This window comes from Tigheibacillus halophilus (assembly GCF_042683165.1).
GTDB classification, from domain to species: domain Bacteria; phylum Bacillota; class Bacilli; order Bacillales; family Amphibacillaceae; genus Tigheibacillus; species Tigheibacillus halophilus.
The window spans coordinates 277,281-297,239 of record NZ_JBHUIZ010000003.1; the positions used below are offsets into that span (position 1 = coordinate 277,281).

The 19,959-nt window shown below is 43.0% G+C and carries 14 protein-coding genes; 11 read left to right on the plus strand and 3 right to left on the minus strand.

The features are described from left to right. Window positions 1–5 precede the first annotated feature (5 nt). Both hemH and hemY read left to right on the plus strand, forming a co-directional pair. Window positions 6–944, plus strand: a complete 939-nt coding sequence (hemH, locus tag ACFSMW_RS01850) for a ferrochelatase (protein ID WP_390352512.1) — start codon at window positions 6–8, stop codon at window positions 942–944. Next, window positions 941–2,350, plus strand: a complete 1,410-nt coding sequence (gene hemY / locus ACFSMW_RS01855) for a protoporphyrinogen oxidase (protein WP_390352514.1) — start codon at window positions 941–943, stop codon at window positions 2,348–2,350. Before hemH ends, hemY begins: the two co-directional genes overlap by 4 nt. A gap of 147 nt (window positions 2,351–2,497) precedes the next feature. Here hemY and pepF read toward each other — a convergent pair whose 3' ends face one another. Then, the gene (gene pepF, locus ACFSMW_RS01860; RefSeq protein ID WP_390352516.1) at window positions 2,498–4,300 is read right to left on the minus strand and encodes an oligoendopeptidase F; all 1,803 of its coding nucleotides are present in this window, start codon (window positions 4,298–4,300) and stop codon (window positions 2,498–2,500) included. 161 nt (window positions 4,301–4,461) lie between these two features. Beyond that, entirely contained in the window at window positions 4,462–4,590 is a 129-nt protein-coding gene (yhfH, locus tag ACFSMW_RS01865; protein ID WP_390352518.1) for a protein YhfH, read from the minus strand. Between the two features lie 214 nt (window positions 4,591–4,804). Between yhfH and ACFSMW_RS01870 the strand changes: the two genes are divergently transcribed. The 3 genes from ACFSMW_RS01870 to ACFSMW_RS01880 all read left to right on the plus strand — a co-directional run bounded on the left by ACFSMW_RS01870 (window position 4,805) and on the right by ACFSMW_RS01880 (window position 8,425). Further along, entirely contained in the window at window positions 4,805–5,800 is a 996-nt protein-coding gene (locus tag ACFSMW_RS01870; protein WP_390352519.1) for a lipoate--protein ligase, read from the plus strand. 227 nt (window positions 5,801–6,027) lie between these two features. Continuing rightward, window positions 6,028–7,563: a fatty acid--CoA ligase family protein gene (locus ACFSMW_RS01875; protein ID WP_390352520.1), complete on the plus strand. Its 1,536-nt coding sequence runs from the start codon at window positions 6,028–6,030 to the stop codon at window positions 7,561–7,563. A gap of 343 nt (window positions 7,564–7,906) precedes the next feature. Continuing rightward, a complete protein-coding gene (locus ACFSMW_RS01880) occupies window positions 7,907–8,425 on the plus strand; it encodes a competence protein ComK (protein WP_390352522.1) in 519 nt (172 codons plus the stop codon). Here the strand turns inward: ACFSMW_RS01880 and ACFSMW_RS01885 are convergent. Beyond that, window positions 8,376–8,762: a YhjD family protein gene (locus ACFSMW_RS01885; protein ID WP_390352524.1), complete on the minus strand. Its 387-nt coding sequence runs from the start codon at window positions 8,760–8,762 to the stop codon at window positions 8,376–8,378. The two genes, ACFSMW_RS01880 and ACFSMW_RS01885, sit on opposite strands and share 50 nt — an antisense overlap. Before the next feature lie 204 nt (window positions 8,763–8,966). Here ACFSMW_RS01885 and ACFSMW_RS01890 point away from each other — a divergent pair, with 204 nt between their 5' ends. The 6 genes from ACFSMW_RS01890 (at window position 8,967) to ACFSMW_RS01915 (ending at window position 19,890) form a co-directional block, all read left to right on the plus strand. Continuing rightward, window positions 8,967–9,641 carry a TVP38/TMEM64 family protein gene (locus ACFSMW_RS01890; RefSeq protein WP_390352525.1) on the plus strand — a complete coding sequence of 225 codons (675 nt, stop codon included), beginning with the start codon at window positions 8,967–8,969 and terminating at the stop codon, window positions 9,639–9,641. A 368-nt stretch (window positions 9,642–10,009) separates the two neighbouring features. Then, window positions 10,010–13,501 carry a helicase-exonuclease AddAB subunit AddB gene (gene addB / locus ACFSMW_RS01895; protein ID WP_390352526.1) on the plus strand — a complete coding sequence of 1,164 codons (3,492 nt, stop codon included), beginning with the start codon at window positions 10,010–10,012 and terminating at the stop codon, window positions 13,499–13,501. Window positions 13,502–13,503: 2 nt separating this feature from the next. After that, window positions 13,504–17,220: a helicase-exonuclease AddAB subunit AddA gene (addA, locus tag ACFSMW_RS01900; protein ID WP_390353881.1), complete on the plus strand. Its 3,717-nt coding sequence runs from the start codon at window positions 13,504–13,506 to the stop codon at window positions 17,218–17,220. 347 nt (window positions 17,221–17,567) lie between these two features. Beyond that, window positions 17,568–17,714, plus strand: a complete 147-nt coding sequence (locus ACFSMW_RS01905; RefSeq protein ID WP_390352528.1) for a hypothetical protein — start codon at window positions 17,568–17,570, stop codon at window positions 17,712–17,714. Window positions 17,715–17,735: 21 nt separating this feature from the next. Beyond that, a complete protein-coding gene (locus ACFSMW_RS01910) occupies window positions 17,736–18,197 on the plus strand; it encodes a cytochrome c oxidase subunit II (protein ID WP_390352529.1) in 462 nt (153 codons plus the stop codon). Between the two features lie 16 nt (window positions 18,198–18,213). Further along, the gene (locus ACFSMW_RS01915; RefSeq protein WP_390352531.1) at window positions 18,214–19,890 is read left to right on the plus strand and encodes a cbb3-type cytochrome c oxidase subunit I; all 1,677 of its coding nucleotides are present in this window, start codon (window positions 18,214–18,216) and stop codon (window positions 19,888–19,890) included. The last annotated feature ends 69 nt before the right edge of the window (window positions 19,891–19,959 follow it).

The following is a 19,959-nucleotide window of genomic DNA, read 5'->3' on the forward strand; positions in this document are numbered from 1 at the left end:
TCGAAATGGAAAAAAAGAAAATGGGATTATTAGTAATGGCATACGGAACGCCGTACAAAGAGGAAGATATTGAACGATACTATACGGATATCCGTCATGGACACAGACCTTCTGATGCACAACTGCAGGATCTGAAAGATCGCTATAAAGCAATCGGAGGGTTATCTCCACTTGCAAAAATAACCGAAGATCAAGCATACGGTCTGGAAGCCAAATTGAATGCCATGCAGGATCAATATGAATTCAAAGCATATATTGGGTTGAAACATATTGAGCCATACATTGAAGATGCTGTGAAGCAGATGGCAGCTGATGGATACAAAGATGCTGTCAGCATTGTACTTGCGCCGCATTATTCTTCATTTAGTGTAAAATCCTACAATACGAGAGCAGCGGAAGAAGCAGACAAACATGGCATCTCTGTCAAGTCGATTGAAAGCTGGTATAAAGAACCAGGCTTCATCAAATATTGGGCTGATCGCATCAACGGCGAATTCGCTAAAATGGACGATGCGGAACGTGAAAACGCCGTGTTGGTGGTTTCCGCCCACAGTCTGCCGGAGAAAATCCTGCAATATGGCGATCCATATCCGGAACAGTTGAAAGAAACCGCAAAAATGATTGCGGAAGAAGCAGGCATCACGAATTATGTCAACGGCTGGCAAAGTGAAGGAAATACACCTGATCCATGGATCGGCCCGGACGTCCAGGATTTGACTCGTGAACTTTATCATGAAAAAGGCTATCGATCTTTTGTTTATGCACCAGTTGGTTTTGTTGTCAACCACTTGGAAGTGCTATACGACAATGATTATGAGTGTAAAGTTGTTTGCGACGAGCTTGGTGCCAATTATTATCGCCCCGAAATGCCGAATGCAAAGCCTGAGTTCATTGCAGTGCTTGCAAATGCTGTGCTGAAAAAACTGGGCAGTGAAAAGGCATGAAAATGAAGAAAATCCTTATTGCAGGGGGCGGAATTACCGGACTGGCCACCGCTTACTACCTGCAAAAAAGCATGCAGGAAAACAATCTGCCGTATGAGATCAAATTGGTAGAAGCCAGCAACCGGCTTGGGGGGAAAGTTCAGACTGTTCGTCATGAGGACTTCGTGATTGAACGTGGCCCTGATTCTTTTTTGGAACGTAAGCAACCAATCATGCGTTTAATAGAATCACTAGGGATGAATGATCAGCTTGTACGCAATGCAACTGGGCAGTCTTATATCCTTGTGGATGGCAAGCTCCGAAAAATGCCGAAAGGGGCACATATGGGCGTGCCAACACAAATCAGGCCATTCCTGTTTTCCGGCATGTTTTCCACCAAAGGAAAGTTGCGTGCAGCCATGGACTATGTGCTGCCAAAAGGTAAAACTGGAGATCAGTCACTGGGAGGATTTTTCCGGCGTCGCTTTGGAGATGAGCTAGTAGAAAATTGTGTCGAACCTTTGCTTTCCGGGATTTACGCCGGTGACATCGATAACATGAGCTTGCTGGCAACTTTCCCTAATTTCTATACGCTCGAACAGGAACACCGTAGCTTGATTAAAGGCCTGAAGGAGTCGTCTACCGGCAGTAAAAAACAATTGAAAACAAAATCTTCTAAGAAGAAAGGTATGTTTCTGACGCTGCGAAACGGCCTTGAATCGATGATTGAAGAGCTAGAGAGCCAACTCGGCCAAGTCGATATTTCCTTGCGAACCAGCGTGGACCATGTGGAAAGAAAAGAACAAGGATATCATGTGTTGCTTAGTGATGGTACCGTTTATAAGGCGGATGCTATTGTCATGACCACACCACACTACACATTGCCGAAAATTTTCAGCCAGTATGATTATTTCCGGATGCTGGAAGAGGTACCATCAACATCTGTAGCTACGATTGCGATGGCCTTTGATGCAGCAGCCATCAAAAAAGACATGGACGGCACTGGTTTTGTCGTTTCGCGAAACAGTGACTATCGCATCACAGCCTGTACTTGGACGCATAAAAAATGGCCTAATGCCGCACCTGCCGGTAAAGCGCTGGTACGTTGCTATGTTGGGCGACCAGATGATCAGTCGGCAGTTGAACTGTCAGATAAGGAAATAATTGATGTTGTATTAAAAGATTTGAATAAAACGATGAAAATCAAGAAAAAACCGGAATTTTATGTGATTTCGCGCTGGAAAAATGCTATGCCGCAATATACTGTGGGACACATCGACCGGGTGAATCAAATTCGTAACGAATCAGCAATACAATTGCCGGGCATATTTTTCGCCGGCAGCTCCTTCGAAGGAATCGGCCTGCCAGATTGTATCGGCCAGGGCGAACAAGCTGTGGAAAGCGTACTTAATTACTTTCGAGATTGATTTTAAAGACGAGGCTGTCACTTTGTGGCAGCCTGTTTTCTTCTGGGGAAGAGCGGGCTTCGTTTGCAGAAGAATAATGCCTGAAATGAGTGTATACAAAGAGCCTCCATCCTGTATGGATAGAGGCATTAATGATCAACGAGCTATTTATTCGTAGCTTGCTCCCAATTCATCGACAAGTGACCCGACATGCGCAACGGCTTTACGGATGTTATTTGCATCGGTCATATCAATTCCGGCTTTTTTTATCAATTCGAGCGGCTTCAAGGTGCCCCCGGATTTCAGAACATCGAGCCAGCGATCTACTGCAGGCTGGCCTTCTTTGATGATTGCCTGCGAAGCGAGGGTGGATACAGTCAGTCCGGCTGAATATGTGTAAGGGTAAAGACCCATGTAATAGTGCGGCTGGCGCATCCATGTCAAGCCCGCCCCTTCATCAATTTTTACATCGTCTCCCCAGAAAGATTTTAAAACGTCGTAACGCTCTGCGCATAGCACATCTGCCGTCAAAGGGGTCCCGTTTTCAGCAAGGTTATAAACACGGCGTTGAAAGACACCTTCCAGTAAGTGTGTTACAAAATTGTGATAGTATGTGCCAAGTAATTGTGTGATAACCCATCGTTTTTTCTTTTTATCATCTGTCTGCATCAGATGGTTGGCTAGAAGCATTTCATTCATGGTCGATGGCGCCTCAATAAAATACGTGGATGGACGTGTGTTCATCAAGTTTTGGTTTTTGCCTGCCAGGTAAAAATGACCGGCATGTCCAAGTTCATGAGCAAGCACGAAGGCACCACGCATGGCATTGGTCCAGGTAATCAGGATATAAGGATGCGCACCATACGGACTGGAACAAAAAGCACCTGTGGCTTTTCCGATATTGTCAGCCCTGTCTACCCAACGTTCGGATAATGCTGTTTGAACCATGTCACTGTATTCACTTCCCATGATTTGCAATGCATCTTGTATGAGTTTCCCAGCGTCCTCAAAGGTTGTTTCTGGATTGTAAGAAGGATCCAGCGGCGCTTCTAAATCACAATAGCGGATTTCAGAGAGCCCCAATTTTTCCTTTTTCAGTTTTGCGAAACGACGCATATGTGGTGCCAGTTCTTCTCGAATGATATCAAGCTGGTTATGGTACATTTCCTTTGTCACCTGTTGTGAGTGAAGGAGCATGTCTGTCACAGAATCATAACCCCGCAGCTTTGCGATAGTGACCTGCCGTGTTACTTCTGTTGCGTAATTTGCTGCGATGGTGTTCTTGTATTGTTCGAATGTATGAATGAACGAATCATAGGCTGCCCGGCGTACAACCGTATCAGCAGAAATTTCATAACGATCTTCATATAGTGCAGCCGACATTGGCTGTTTTTTTCCATCACCATCCATAATATCATCAAATTGCATATCGGATGATTTGCTGCGTTCATAGAGCATATAAGGTGCATCATGGACCTCACTCAAAGCGGCCAGCACTTCTTCAACGTCGGGAGACAGTGTATAGGCTTTGTTTTCGAGCGTATCTGTAAGCATTTTGCTAAAGTGACGCAATTGTGGCTCTTCCTCCATAAAACGTTCGATTTGTGTCTTTGTTAGTGACAATAATTCATTTTGAACGAAGGCCAATTTAGCACCGATATTCGCCATAGCAGATGCAACTCTCGCTGAATCCCGCTGATTGGCAGAATCGCTGCCGTCCGCGCTGGAACGTAGGCTGGCATATGTAGCTGCAAGGATCAATCTGTTTTGATAGTTTTCCAAAGTTGTGAGGCCATCGCGTAAATTTTTTGCGTTTTCAGTTAATTTACCTTTAAAATGAGTGATTTGATTTACGTCCTTGATGACAGCATTCAATTCTTTTTCCCATTCCGTATGGCTGCTGAATAAAGCTGTCAGATCCCATTGTTGTTCTATTGGCACTTCAGAGCGTTTTTGTCTTGATGTTGGCATTTTGATTCCCCCTGCAAATTTATTTCGGTACACTAAATAAGTATAATATAATTTCAATTATAAAGATATCATTTTTTCGGTAAATTGATGCTGCTGCAGCATAAAAAAACAGCCAGTATGCACTAGCTGCTGTTGAAAGAAAGTTCGCCTACTAATGATGTTTATCTGGCTGGATGATCACATTCGTCACAGACATTGCCGTAGCAATCTGCTTTTTCATTAATTTCGTTACCACAAACTTTGCATTTCTTTTTTGGAAGATTTCTAAAAAACTCGAGCACGTTCTTCATAAAAATTCCTCCTTTAAAATGTGTGGTGATACAGAAGTTGTATTTCTTAATTGTATTATAACAACTGTTGAGATTATTGTATTACAACAGATGTTAAAATGTCAACCCTGTTTTAAAACAAAATTATCGACCTGTATCAGATAATCAATAATAATTGCTTGGCTTCCCCCTTTCCTATACACTAATAGTAGAAAAACGCAGGGGGTAAATTAAAATGAAGTTTATTGATAATCGGGGCATTACAGATCCGACCATCAATTTGGCGTTGGAAGAGTATGTACTTGAGAATTTTGGGGAAAAGGACACTTATTTGCTGTTCTATATCAATTCTCCTTCCATCATCATCGGCCGTAATCAAAATACGGTTGAGGAAATTAATACAGAATACGTTGATAGTAATCATATTAAAGTCGTTCGCCGGTTGTCAGGCGGGGGGGCAGTATACCATGATGAGGGTAATTTGAACTTCAGCTTCATTACCAAGGATGATGGCAACAGTTTCCAAAATTTCGCTAAGTTTACACAGCCTGTAGTGGAAGCGCTGAATAAGCTTGGGGTACCCGCGGAACTAAAAGGGCGCAATGACCTTGTAGCAGAAGGCCGAAAAATTTCCGGCAATGCCCAGTTTTCTACAAGGGGCCGTATGTTCAGTCATGGGACGCTCATGTATGATTCAGAAATTGAAAATGTAGTATCTGCATTGAATGTCAACAAAGCAAAAATCGAATCCAAAGGGATTAAATCAATACGCAGCCGGGTTGCAAACATTTCTGAATACATGGATGAGAAGCTCCCGATGGAACAATTCAAAGATATGATTTTACGCTATATCTTCGATGTGCAGAATGTAGCGGATGTACCTCGCTATGAATTGACCGAAGAGGACTGGAATAATGTAATGGCGCTGTCTGAAAAACGTTACCGCAACTGGGAATGGAATTATGGGAAATCCCCGTCTTTCAATTACCAGGAATCACATAAATTTCCAGCTGGATTAGTAGATGTACGCCTCAACGTAAAAAAAGGCATCATCGAAAATTGTAAAATTTATGGTGATTTCTTTGGGATAGGAGATGTCGGGTTCATTGAGGACAAGCTGGCAGGTGTTCGCCACGAGAGAAAAGCGATAGAAGTCGCTTTGCAGGATGTGGATATCCCGCATTATCTTGGGAAAATACCTAAAGAAGATTTTATCGGTTTATTATACTGATATAATTTTCACTCACTTGAAAGTAATTAAACAAAAGACCAAATCTTCAGCGGAGGTTTTGGTCTTTTTACTTACAGAAATCCTATTTTCTTTAATATTTTGTTATCGCTCCCTTGAAATGTTTGAAAAGTTACTATATACTGTAAAGCGTGTTAACAAATAGTCTCTTTTTGTACCAAAAATGAATGGTTATTCATTCATGTTCACCGTAAAGGGGGAATATTTTTATGAATCTATCCGATCAATTGTGTGAAACAGCAAGAAATCAGCCAGAAAAAACCGCTTATATCTTTGAAGATCGAGAAACCTCTTATGAAGAACTAGAAAGGTCTGTACGGCAATTTGCAGCACAATTACAAGCTTTAGGTTATAAGAAAGGAGACCATATCGCTCTTATTTTGGGGAATAGTCCGCATTTTATCATTGGTTTATACGGGGCGCTTCGGATTGGTGCTATTGTCATCCCTGTCAATCCGCTCTATACCCCCCATGAAATAACGTATATTCTTCAAAATGGGAACGTAAAGTTATTGCTGACAATGGATTTACTGGTGAAAAAAATGGATGCTATTATAGAAAAGCTTCCGCACTTGGAACATGTGATTATCTGCGAAACACGAAGTGATGCTGCATTTAGCCGCAAGTCCGATAAAATGAAATCGTTTACAAAAGTGATGCGGAATACTTCTGGTGAATTTATTCCTCCTGAAACAAAGAAAGAAGATGTTGCGCTGATTTTATACACATCTGGAACAACCGGGAAGCCAAAGGGCGCGATGCTGACACATAAAAATCTATTTTCGAATGCGAAGGATACAGCAGATTATTTACAGATATCAGGGCATGACAGGGTGATTGCCGCACTGCCGATGTTTCACGTTTTTTGTTTGACTGTTTCACTGAACGCGCCACTGATGAATGGCGGAACAGTATTGATTTTGCCGAAATTTTCACCGCAGGAATCGTTTCGACTGGCCAAGAAATTCAAAGCGACGATTTTTGCGGGGGTCCCGACAATGTATAATTATTTATTGCAAAGCGGTAAAGGATCAAAAGACGATCTGGCCTCTATCCGCCTATGCATTTCTGGAGGGGCAGCTATGCCTATTGCATTACTTGAAAACTTCGAAAAGGCATTTGATGTAATTGTTTCGGAAGGCTATGGGCTCTCTGAGGCTTCACCTGTAACCTGCTTCAATCCGCTTGACCGGCCGCGTAAGCCTGGTTCGATCGGAACGAATATCATGCATGTAGAAAATAAAGTAGTGGATGAATTTGGAGAAGAGCTTCCTCCCGGTGAAGTCGGCGAGCTGGTTGTTAAAGGGCCTAATGTCATGAAAGGCTACTATAAAATGCCGGAAGAAACGGCTAGCACGATCATCGACGGCTGGTTACATACTGGTGATATGGCGCGCATGGATGATGAAGGGTATTTTTACATTGTTGACCGCAAGAAGGATATGATTCTCGTAGGCGGTTATAATGTTTATCCGCGTGAGGTAGAAGAAGTACTGTTCAGCCATCCGCAAATAGCGGAAGCCGCAGTTATTGGTGTGCCTGATTCCAATAGCGGTGAGGCTGTACAAGCTTTTGTTGTTTCGAATGATGTGGAAATGACAGAGGATGAGGTGCTCATGTATTGCGGCAGTCATTTGGCGAAATATAAAATACCGACACATATCGTTTTCCTTGAGGAAATCCCTAAAAATACTACGGGAAAAATATTGCGCCGCAGTTTGCGGGAAGCAGTAAACGCCAGATGACTATCCCCTTTGGTTTTATCGAATGAATAGCGGCGTTTGCGTGTTGGACATCCGAAAAAAAGTGTGGGACAGACTCGTCCATGAGTAGCGCAAAACTGAATATTCCTTTCCACACTCCGGGTATCAATACACTCCCAGCAGGTTTTCCTGCTCCCGGCAGGTAAACAGTACCGTGGAGCAGCAGGGCCTGTGTTTTCCATTTGCAAAAAAATGCTGTGATATAGCGACAAGAAGGATAAATTGTTGGAAAAGTATTAATTTGGCTATACTTTTGGGGAGACATCTGGTAAATTAGTAAATAAGTCCTCTTTCTTTTCATTTAAACAATGAAAGGATGAACTAAATGATGAATACTTTCCAATCCTCATCGTATGAAATCACTCCTCTGACAATGGCTGTTATTGCCTGTGCGGACAAGCATGGTAAGACAGCAGCCCTGGCCCTGGAAGAACATGATGAATACAGTATCCGTTCCACCCCTAGCAAGTTGATCGACCAAGCCTGTAAATTTTTTGGCAGCAGCCTGAAAGGCAGGCAGGAAGGAACCAGGGATGTTTACGGTATCACGCATAAAGCCCCCGTCTCGATTGATCCCTTCAGCGGCATGTATTTCCTTCCAACCCTATCACCCACTAATCCCAATTGTTCGTGGATTGCCCATTCACATGTTAAGACATTATATAAAACAAAAAATGGCTGTGCAGAAGTGGAGTTCAGGAACAATCGCAGGGTTGTTTTTGACACCTCGTATGGCATCATGCTGAACCAGCTCGAACGTACGGCTCAATTTCGTTTTTTGCTGGAACATCGCATCAGACATTTGCAGCGGAGGTCTGATATGGTCGCTGAGCCTTTTGCATAAGTTCGCCCAGCAAGTCTTTTACTTTGCTACGAATGGCTGGATTAAAGTAATTACATTTTTCCTCCTTTCCTTGGCAGGTGAATAAATAGGATGTGAAGGATCCGTTCTGGTCAAGAGTTACCACCTGCATATGCATCGCTTGCATCTTTTTGCGGAGCAGCCGTCGTTCGTTAGTGGCCATTGTAATCATTTTTCCAATCAATTCAATGTAATTTTCTTTGATTTTCAGTGGTGATTTGCGAATATAGGCGCTATCCTGGTGCAACACGACAATAGCCATAGACAGAAAAAGGAAACGGTTGGCTATGTTCGCCTCTTCTTCGTTAAGCTGACGCATCTATATCCTCCTCCATGAATGGAACGTTTGTTCTATTATATACGAAACTGCAAAAAAAATACATGAATTATGAATGAATGAAAAGAAAGAGGCGCAGTTTGAAAATACTATCTGTTTTTTCAATTATGTTTTACAATGTATGGAGAGGTTTTCATTAGACAAAAATAGATAGAAAAGATGCTTTTGCCGTAAGGAGACGACCACATGTATGTGTTGAATATAATTGCAGATTTTCAGGTGATGATGGAGCAAGGAAAAATTGATGATTACATACAAGACCTGCTTGACCGTTACCAGAGTTTAGGACCATTGCCGGGGTTGCTGCTGCCATTCCTAGAAGCTTTTATCCCGGTTTTGCCGCTGTTCGTATTTGTATTTGCCAATGCGGCAGCCTATGGATTGTTTTTTGGGTTCATTTACTCTTGGGTGGGAGCTTCGCTTGGTGCAATGGGCGTTTTCTTTCTCATTCGGTATTTAGGCAAGAAATCATGGTTCAGAAGAATCAGGGAAAACAAGCAGGTACGCCGAATAACCCTATGGTTGGAAAAACATGGATTCGGCCCTTTATTCCTGCTTTTATGTTTTCCTTTTTCACCTTCCGCAATCATCAATGTTGTTGCCGGACTCTCAAAAATCAATTTCAAACAATTTGCCCTGGCTGTACTGCTGGGAAAAACAGTCATGATTTTTTCGATTGCCTACGTAGGTTCCAGCATTACATCTTTTGCAAAAAATCCTGTCAAAACTACCGTTATCGGAATATGTATTTTGCTATTTTGGATTTTCGGCAAATTTATTGAAAGAAGGCTGCAAAAAAATACAAAAATCGATTCAGGGGAGGTTCCATACCAAGATTGGCATCATACAAACAACAAATAACTATATGCGTACCCTGGTTTTTGCTAAAATAGTACATAAGGCAGTATCTTGTGGCGACACGTGCGAAAAAACAAGAAATACGTAAGCATGCGAAGATAAATGTCCGCTACGATAGATATGCTTTATGTGCTTTTTCTTTTCACTATTGGCCGGTCTTATTCAACTAGATCTGCTGCTGCATTTCAGAGGCCCTGTTTCAGGCCATTCTGACTGCATATACATCAATATAAGCGCGTCTATATAAAATTTCATGTCACTTGAAAGAAGCGTCTCAAGTGCGTAGAACAAATTACCATCTGTAAATGCATTGAAATAACACAGTTATGAGATAAAACCTTTAATCATTGGAAAAAGGGAGGAGAGTATTTATGGGAATACGGTTCGTCGTGGGAAGAGCGGGTACAGATAAAAATGCCTTTTTGACAGAAGAAATCAAGCAAAAATCGAAGGATGAACCGCAGGGACCGCCAATTTATTATCTTGTTCCAGAACAGATGACGTTTGATCAGGAATATGCATTATTTGGCGACCACGAATTCTGTGGCAGTATCCGTACGCAGGTATTCAGCTTTTCAAGGCTTGCTTGGCGTATTTTACAGGAAACGGGAGGGGCTACAAGGCAATTTATCAGTTCCATCGGTATTCAGATGATGTTACGGAAAATTATTGAACAAAAATCCGAAAAATGGCATATTTTTCAAAAGGCTACTGAAAAACAAGGTTTTCTTGAACAAGTTGAAAAAATGATCACGGAGTTCAAACGCTATCAAGTCACACCGGAGATTTTACAAATGCAGCTTGTCCATATGCAAGGCTTTGTACATAAAGAGCCGGGGGAACGAGCTCTGATTGAAAAGCTGGATGATTTGCTGTACATCTATGAAAAATTGAATCTCGCATTGGCCGGCAATTATATTGATAGTGAGGATCAACTGCAATTACTGGCGGAGAAGATTGGGCAGGCGGATTCATTGAAGCGGGCGGAAATTTATATAGCAGGTTTTCACCAGTTTACCCCTCAGGAGCTGGAAGTTGTGAAGGCTTTATTGAAGCAATGCCGTTGTGTGACAGTTGCTTTGACTACCGATATTGAAACACAAAGCCTGTCAGAGTTACATTTATTCCATCAAACGAGTGAAACGTATCATGCGCTTAAGCAGCTGGCAGAAGATAATGGGATAGCTGTGGAGGATACGGTCATTTTAGATACAAAACAAGGAAAGTTCATCAATCGTCCTTATTTTGCCCATTTGGAAGAAAATTTTGATACCCGCCCAGCTCCTGCGTACCGTGGGGATGTACCAATCAAAATCGCTGAAGCCGTTCATCCACGCGCTGAAGTGGAAGCAGCCGCACAAGAAATTGTCAGGCTAGTCCGGGAAAAAAAGTATCGTTTTCGGGACATTGTCGTTCTCAACCGTGAAGCCCCTACTTATCATGATTTGATTGCCACTATTTTCGGAGATTACGATATTCCGGTTTTTATTGATGAAAAACGGCCGATGATCCACCATCCATTGATCGAATTCATTCGCTCCGCCTTGGAGGCTGTTGAAGGAGATTGGCGTTATGATGCTGTTTTTCGTATGCTGAAAACAGGTTTTGTTCCTGCGGCGGATAAAAAATGTCCTTTAAACAGCGATGCTGTCGATGAGTTGGAGGACTATGTGCTGGAATATGGAATACGCGGCAGAAAACGTTGGTTTTCCGATGAACCTTGGGTTTTTCGTAGATTTCACGGATTTGACCAAAAAGCCCAAACTGACTCAGAAAAGAAGACACAGGAGCGGCTGAATATCTATCGGAAGCAGGTTTTACAAGGACTGAAAGAATTCGATGAAAATGTCAGAGGAAGAAAAACCATTGAAGAACGCTGTATCGCTATTTATACATTGCTGGAGAAAATCGATGTGCCACAGCGGCTTGAAACAATGCGCTCCGATTATGATGATGCGGGCGAGATTGAAAAAGGCAGAGAGCAGGAACAGGTGTGGAACGCACTGATTCAGCTCTTTGATGAAATCGTGGAAATGGCAGGAACTGAAAAAATATCATTGCATGATTTTGCGGCAATGCTAGAAGCCGGATTGGATACCTTGAAATTTGCCCATGTTCCGCCAAGCATGGATCACGTGATTGTTGGATCTCTGGAAAGGACGAGAATTGGCGATAAGAATTGTGCTTTTCTGCTCGGCGTCAATGAGGGAATCTGGCCCATGAAGCCGGCGACTGACAGTGTGATCAATGAACAGGAAAGAGAATTGCTCACATTGCAGGGAATGCAACTTGCTGATACGAGCAAGAGAAAGCTGTTGGATGATTGGTTCTATATGTACTTGGCACTGACCAGTGCAACTGATTATTTGTGGATCAGCTACCCTTTAAGTAATGAGGAAGGCAAAACGCTGTTGCCGTCCACATTGATCAGACGTGTTGGAGAATTATTCCCGGCTTGTGCAGAACATATTCTGATTCAAGATGCCGATGAACAACTGAATACGGAAAGATTCATCACGACGCCGACGAAAACAAGAGCTGCATTAACTGTACAGCTGGCGAGGCAGAGCAGGGGTTATCCGATCGAACCGGTCTGGTGGCATGTACTTAACTGGTATATCAGTAATCATGCAAAATACGGCTCAAGTTATACGGTATTGCAAAGCTTGTATTATAGAAATGAACCGGAAAATTTATCAAAAGAAACAATTGAAAAACTGTATCCAAAACAAATCAATACCAGTGTATCCCGGCTTGAGTCCTATTATCGATGTTCTTATCAGCATTTCGCCAAATATAGCTTGGGATTGTCAGAACGAAGAATGTACAAGCTGGATGCTCCGGATATAGGTCAGTTATTCCACGAAGCATTGAAAATGATAACGGAATGGGTGCAGCAGGAAGGCAGAGATTTCTCCGATTTGTCCAAAAAGGATGCGGGGGGTTACGCACAAAAAGCCATCAGTCAATTGGCGCCGGTATTGCAACATCAAATTTTGCATAGTTCCAATCGATATCAATATATACAAAAGAAATTGCAGGATGTCATTGCAAGAGCTGCATTTGTGCTTAGTGAACAGGCACGTAAAAGTCATTTCTCACCGGTAGGCCTGGAACTGGGATTCGGTAGTAACCAGCCATTGAAACCGGTCCAGCTCCGATTGGCAAATGGCTTCGAACTGGTGCTGCGTGGAAGAATAGACAGGGTGGATAAAGCTCTCCATCAGGATCAGTTGTTATTAAGAATCATAGATTACAAATCCAGCGATAGAGGATTGAATTTACTGGAGGTGTATTATGGGTTGGCATTGCAGATGCTCACGTATCTCGATGTTGTCCTGAGTAACTCGCTGGAATGGCTGGGCGCTCAGGCATCACCGGCAGGGGTGCTCTATTTTCATGTGCATAACCCCATGATCAATCATAACAATAAGCTTCATGATGATGATATCGAACAATTGATTTTCAAGGATTATAAGATGAAGGGAATGCTGCTGGATGATGTACCGGTTGCAAGAATGATGGACACGTCATTGGATAGCGGCCGCAGTGATATTTTACCGGTAGCCATCAGTAACAAAGAAAAATTTTATAAGAATTCCAAGGTGGCGGATGAAGAAACATTCCATGTCCTTCAGCAGCATATCCATGAGTTGATGATGCAAGCGGGCATTGATATCACAGAAGGCAAAGTAAATTTGAATCCATTTCAGCATAAACAAAACATTGCTTGTACGTTTTGTCCGTTTCTGTCAGTGTGCCAGTTCGATCCGCAGCTTGAAAGTAATAACTACCATCGTTTCATGGAAATGAAAGATGAAGACATTCTGCAAAAATTGAAAAAAGAAGGGGGAGAAGCGTGAATATGGTGAAGTGGACGAAGGAACAGGAAGCAGCAATCTATACAGCAGGGAAGGATGTGCTTGTCGCAGCAGCTGCTGGTTCGGGAAAGACAGCAGTCCTGGTAGAAAGAATCATCCAAAAGCTGATCAGCCAGCAGCAGCCAGTCGATATTGACGAATTGCTTGTGGTGACATTTTCCAACGCAGCCGCTCAAGAAATGCGAACAAGGGTGGGAGCGGCTTTAGAAAAAGCATTATCGGAAAATCCTGGCTCAATGCATTTGAAAAAGCAGCTCTCCCTGTTGCCAAAAGCATCCATATCGACACTGCACTCATTTTGTTTGGAGGTTGTCCGGCAACACGCTTATTTGCTGGATATTGATCCCGGATTCCGCATTTTGGATGAAATGGAAGCCGACTTGCTGCGCCAGGAAGTGATGGATGATTTGCTGGAATCCTGGTATGGCGGAGAGGGAGTCGATCAGAAGAGCTTTTTTGCCGTGGTCGACCGTTTTTCCAGTGATCGCAACGACATGGAGGTGGTTAAATTGATAGAGGATTTGTATCAGTTTTCCATTCAAAACCCATGGCCGGAACAATGGCTAAATGGGCTGGCAGCCCTGTATGAGATTCCGGATGACTGGCAAGAAGCAGATTTGGCATGGCTGGATATGATGAAAAAAGAAATTGTCGAAAAACTCGAAGGCATTATGCAAGAAATGGCATCGGCAATGGAAATCGCAAGAGAAGCGGATGGCCCGTATCTATATATCGATGCCATTGAAAAGGATCAAGTGATGGTGAAACAAGCAAGCAAGCTGTCATCTTGGCGTGATTTGCAGCAGTTTGTTGTGGAACAGGATTTCACAAGACTTTCCGGCAAGAAAATGGATTGCGACACAGATAAAAAGGAAAAAGTCAAAGCGCTTCGCAATGCATATAAAAAAGACTGGCAGGACTTGAAAAAACATTATTTCACCAGAAATCTGGAAGGGCATGTTCAGGATATGCAGGAGCTGGCACCAGTGATCAAGCAGCTTGCAGAGCTGGTGAATATATACAGCAGCCATTTTAAGAAACTGAAACGGGAAAAAGCAGTCATGGACTTTTCCGATTTGGAGCATTACTGTCTTGCATTATTGCTTGCTGATACGGCAACACCTGAAAATATCGAGCCCTCTAATGTCGCCCGTAATCTGCAGCAGCAGTTTTCGGAGGTGCTAGTAGACGAATACCAGGATACAAACCTTGTCCAAGAGACTATTTTGAAGCTTATCAGTGATCAGAACGGGGCTGGGAACATGTTTATGGTCGGTGATGTAAAACAAAGTATTTACCGCTTCCGGCATGCCGAACCGGGGCTTTTCATTGATAAATATAAACGATTTGCAGATGAGGGTATAGCAGCTGAGCGCATTGACCTAGCCAGCAATTTTCGCAGCAGAGAACTTGTCCTTAGGGGAACGAATTATATATTTCGGCAAATCATGGATGAAAGGCTAGGAGAAATCACATACGACCAGGACGCGGAACTGATTTATGCGAACCATATGTATGATGAGTTGCCATATCAACTGCCAAACCCTGAGTTGCTGATTATTGACAGAGAAAAACAAGAAGAAAAAGAAACGGAAGACGATGGGGAAAATTATTTGGATTTGGAAAAAGCCCAACTCGAGGCCAGGGTCTATGCGCAAAAAATCAAGCGATGGATTGGCAAAGAGGGCGAGAAGCCGCAGCAAATTTTTGATAAGACGACACAAGCGCAGCGCGATGTGCAGTACCGTGACATTGTCATTCTTATGCGCTCCATGACATGGGCGCCTGCTATCGTCGATGAATTGAAAAAACAAGGAATACCTGTCTATGCGGAACTTTCTTCAGGGTATTTCGCAGCAATTGAAGTGAAAGTGATGCTCAGCTTTTTAAAAGCGATTGATAATCCAAGACAGGATATACCACTTGCCTCAGTTCTCAAATCACCAATTGTCGGTATGAATGAAGAAGAATTGAGCTGTATTAGGCTTGCGAGCCCAAGAGGGTCCTATTATGATGCATTGACAAAATATAGCAGAGAAAATAATGGCGTATTATCTGAAAAGGTGAATCGCTTTTTATTGCAGCTGAACGACTATCGCAAGCTTTCCAGAGACGGTGCACTTTCAGAGCTGATCTGGCAAATATACAGGGAAACAGGTTATTATGATTTTGTTGGTGGGATGCCGGGAGGAAAACAGCGTCAGGCAAATTTACGTGCATTGTACGACCGGGCCCGCAGCTATGAAGCATCCTCATTTCGCGGATTATTCCGCTTTCTGCGATTTGTGGAAAGGATGGAGGAAAATGATCAGGACCTTGGTGCAGCTCGTGCATTAAGTGAACAGGAAGATGTTGTGCGGATTATGACGATCCATAAAAGCAAGGGGTTGGAATATCCGATTGTCATTGTAGGGGCGATGGACAAGGAATTCAACCAAAGTGATGTGAAAAAACCTTATTTGTTGCATAAAAATCTGGGGTTCGCCAGCAAGTATATCGACCCCGTCAAAAGGATCAGTTATCCAACATTGTATTATCATGCAATGAAGGATCAATTAATGCGGGAAGCACTTGCGGAAGAAATGCGTGTATTGTATGTAGCGCTGACAAGAGCGAGAGAAAAGTTAGTCATGGTCGGCAATGTGGCTTCATTGGAGAAGAAACAAGAGAAGTGGCAAAAGATGGCAGATCATGAAGAGTGGGTATTGCCTGCCCATTATCGGACAAAGCTAAAAACGTATTTGGATCTCGTCGCGGCGGCTTTGATTCGCCATGAAGATAATGGGCCCTTACGCTTAGAGTCAGTATCTGAGTACGTGCCAGAAGATATTCGCCTTGATTCGTCGCAATGGGATATTGCCATCATGCACGGCAGTGAATTAGCTAACCTGGAAGAAAATATCAAGGAAGAGGAGCAACAATTGAAGGCCAGTATCACGAAGTGGGAGCCCTTGCCTGTGGATAGTGCAAACTTGGATAGATTTGTATCTGACCGATTAGCATTTAAATATCCTTTTGCTGAAGCGGCTGAAGCGAGGGCTAAGCAAACTGTGACTGAAATCAAACGACAGCAGGAAGCAAAAGATGAATACAGTTCTGATCAGCTTGTTGCGGGCTTTCAAGCACCGATTGTAAGAAGGCCTGCATTCTTGCAGCGCGAGAAAACTTTTTCCGCTGCTGAACGAGGGACTGCCATGCACACCGTCATGCAGCACATTCCATTTGGCAAGAAAATGAATGCCGCTGAGATTGCGGAGTTTGTCCAAGGTCTTGTCCATAAAGAAATTTTATTGCAAGAAGCTGCAGAGACGATCGATATAGAAGCGATTGAACGTTTTTTTGAAACAGAGCTTGCTTCCTATATGGCAGAAACTGCCACCTGCATTTACAGGGAAGTTCCTTTCAGTCTTGCATTACCCGCTTCGGATGTATATGCCAGGTGGCAATATACATCTGAAGAGCATGTTCTGATTCAGGGGGTGCTTGATTGTGTCATACCAAAAAACGATGGCTGGATCATTTTGGATTATAAAACAGATACTGTCCCGGCAGAAGTGACGCCAAAGGTGAAAGAAAAATTGGCGGAACGTTATGCGGTGCAGCTGCAACTATATCGTAAAGCTTTGACACAAATCTGGCAGCAACCGGTTGAAAAAATGTATTTATATTTCTTTTCCGGCCAGTTACTGTTGGAAGTATAGATGAAATGGAACGGGGTACAAAAAGTGACCCCGCTCTTTTTTTTGGTAAACATAGAATGAAAAGTATTATGGAAGGCACGAGAAGAAATTGCCTGCAGTGGCGAGTGAGGAAATATTTCATGAATTACAGCACAATATGGGGTGCTGTTTTTTTGATGTAAAAAAACCGTTTTTGCAACAATTCATGCGAATGCTGCAGTTAGTGACTCATTACAAAACGCTTGGAAAATTGAATAGTCATGAACGGGTGTTGCCTAAATCACACCCTCAAGTGATGCAGTTCACAGAAGTGAGAAACACTCTCAATTACAATGGGGTTAACAAGAAGGAAAAGGGGGCTGATTGGTATGCACTCACAAAAAACTGCACAGGGAAAACCGGAGAATTATGACGAGGATTCACAAAAAGGCGCTTTTGTTTCGGTGCTGTTTGTCGGTGGATTCATTGCTTTGTTATACATTCTTTTTTACGCCATTTATTTAGTCAGATTCTAAAAATAAAAAGGAGGGAGTCTCATGCACCGATATGAGAAATTGTGGCTTATTCTTAGCAGTGCACTAATTATTGGATTTATGTCATTGACAGGGTATCAGGCGTTTGCCAAAGAAATGGGTCCAGCAACCCACAAGGAAATTATCGATTCGCAAAAAGTTGACCAAACGAAACCATTTGATCAACCAGGCGTCCATAAGGTTGGAAAGAATGAATACGAAGTTGTCATGACTTTGCAGATTTTTAGTTTTACACCAAATAACATTGAAATACCAAAAGGTGCAAAAGTAACGTTTATTATGACATCAAAAGATGTTGTTCATGGGTTTGAAGTGGCTGGTACCAATATCAATGCCATGGTCATGCCAGGATATATCCAAAAAGTGACCCAAACGTTTCATAAGCCTGGGGAATATTTGGTTCTCTGCAATGAATACTGTGGATCGGGTCATCAAATGATGAGCACGACCATTACGGTGAAATAATAAAGGGGGGTACAAAATGGCTGCAGTACCACATCTAATCAAGGAAAGAACGGGCAAAGTCATGGGGATTAATCCCAAGGATGCCCAAATTACGAAATCATATATTTCTGTTTCTTTTGCTGCACTGCTGTTTGGCGGATTGCTGGGACTTCTGCAAGGCTTGAACAGGGCTGGCGTACTGGAACTGCCTTCGTGGTTCAGCTATTATCAAGTATTGACCAGTCATGGTTTATTGCTGGTTGTTGTATTCACAGCTTTTTTTACAATTGGATATTTTAATGCCGCCTTATCACATACACTTGGAGGGTTGCTTCCAAAAGTAAGGAAAATGATTTGGACCGGTTTTGCCCTGAAACTTGCAGGTTTTGTCATGGCAGTTATTCCGATTGTTATGAACGAGGCATCTGTACTATATACTTTCTATCCGCCCATGGCTGCCTCTCCAATGTTTTATATCGGACTGGTATTCATTGTGCTCGGCATATGGATGAATGCTTTCGCGGGATTCATCAATGTCGCCAATTGGCGGAAAGCCCACAAAGGTGAACACCTGCCAATTCTTGCATTCTTCGGAACTGGTTTTTACGTATTACTGTTCTTTGGCACTTTGCCGGTTGCCATTGAGGTATTTTATATCATTCCATGGGCTTTCGGCTGGATAGACGGCATCAATGTCATGCTCACCAGGACGCTGTTCTGGGCATTCGGCCACACGCTGGTTAACATTTGGTATTTCACTGCCGTTTCTGCATGGTATATTGCTGTGCCGAAAATCATTGGCGGCAGAAGATTCAGCGACTTGCTGACAAGAGTAGTTATTATTCTATTAGTCATCTTAAATATCACCGGTGGTTTTCACCATCAGATTGTGGACCCGGGGATTTCGCTGCCAGTTAAATTTATGCATGTGTTCATGAGCTTGTCGATTGGTTTCCCATCTTTAATGACCGCATTTGCAATGTTTTCTGTATTTGAAAAAACGGGCAGGGCAAAAGGGGCGAAAGGATTGTTTGGCTGGGTGAGAGTGCTGCCTTGGAAAGATGTCCGCTTCCTTGCCCCAATGATTGCGATGATTTCGTTTATCCCGGCAGGTGCAGGGGGTGTCGTTCAGACAACAAACCAACTGGACAGTATTGTGCATAATACAATGTGGATTGTCGGCCACTTCCATCTGACAATCGGTATGTCTGTTGTTCTGACATTTTTCGGTATCAGTTACTGGCTCGTGCCGCACATTTCCGGACGTGTGCTAACGTCAACTATGAATAAATTCGGTGTAATACAGACGATTTTGTGGACAGTTGCCATGGGTCTGATGTCTGTATCGATGCACATTGTTGGATTATTCGGTTCACCGCGACGTACATCATTCACGACTTACGGCGATAATGCGACGGCCCTTGGCTGGAACCCGTATATGCTGCTTATTGGAGTCGGAGCGACATTACTGCTTATAGCAGTAATCATGCAAGTGTATGCAGTGTTTTATTTAATGTTCAAAGCACCGAAAGGTCAAACAGAATTCCCTATGGCAGAGGTTGAGGACGGTGCAACAAAGACACCGTACTGGACAGAACGCTGGAGCCGCTGGATTGTGTTGATGCTGCTTATCGTAGCTATGGCGTATGTTATTCCGATTGTGGATTTCATCAGCAACGCACCTCCGGGATCACCGCCATTTAGGACCTGGTAAATATAGTGAAGGGAGATGGACCTGATTATGGCGGTTATCTCCCTTTTCAAATAAGTCAAAAGGCTGGAA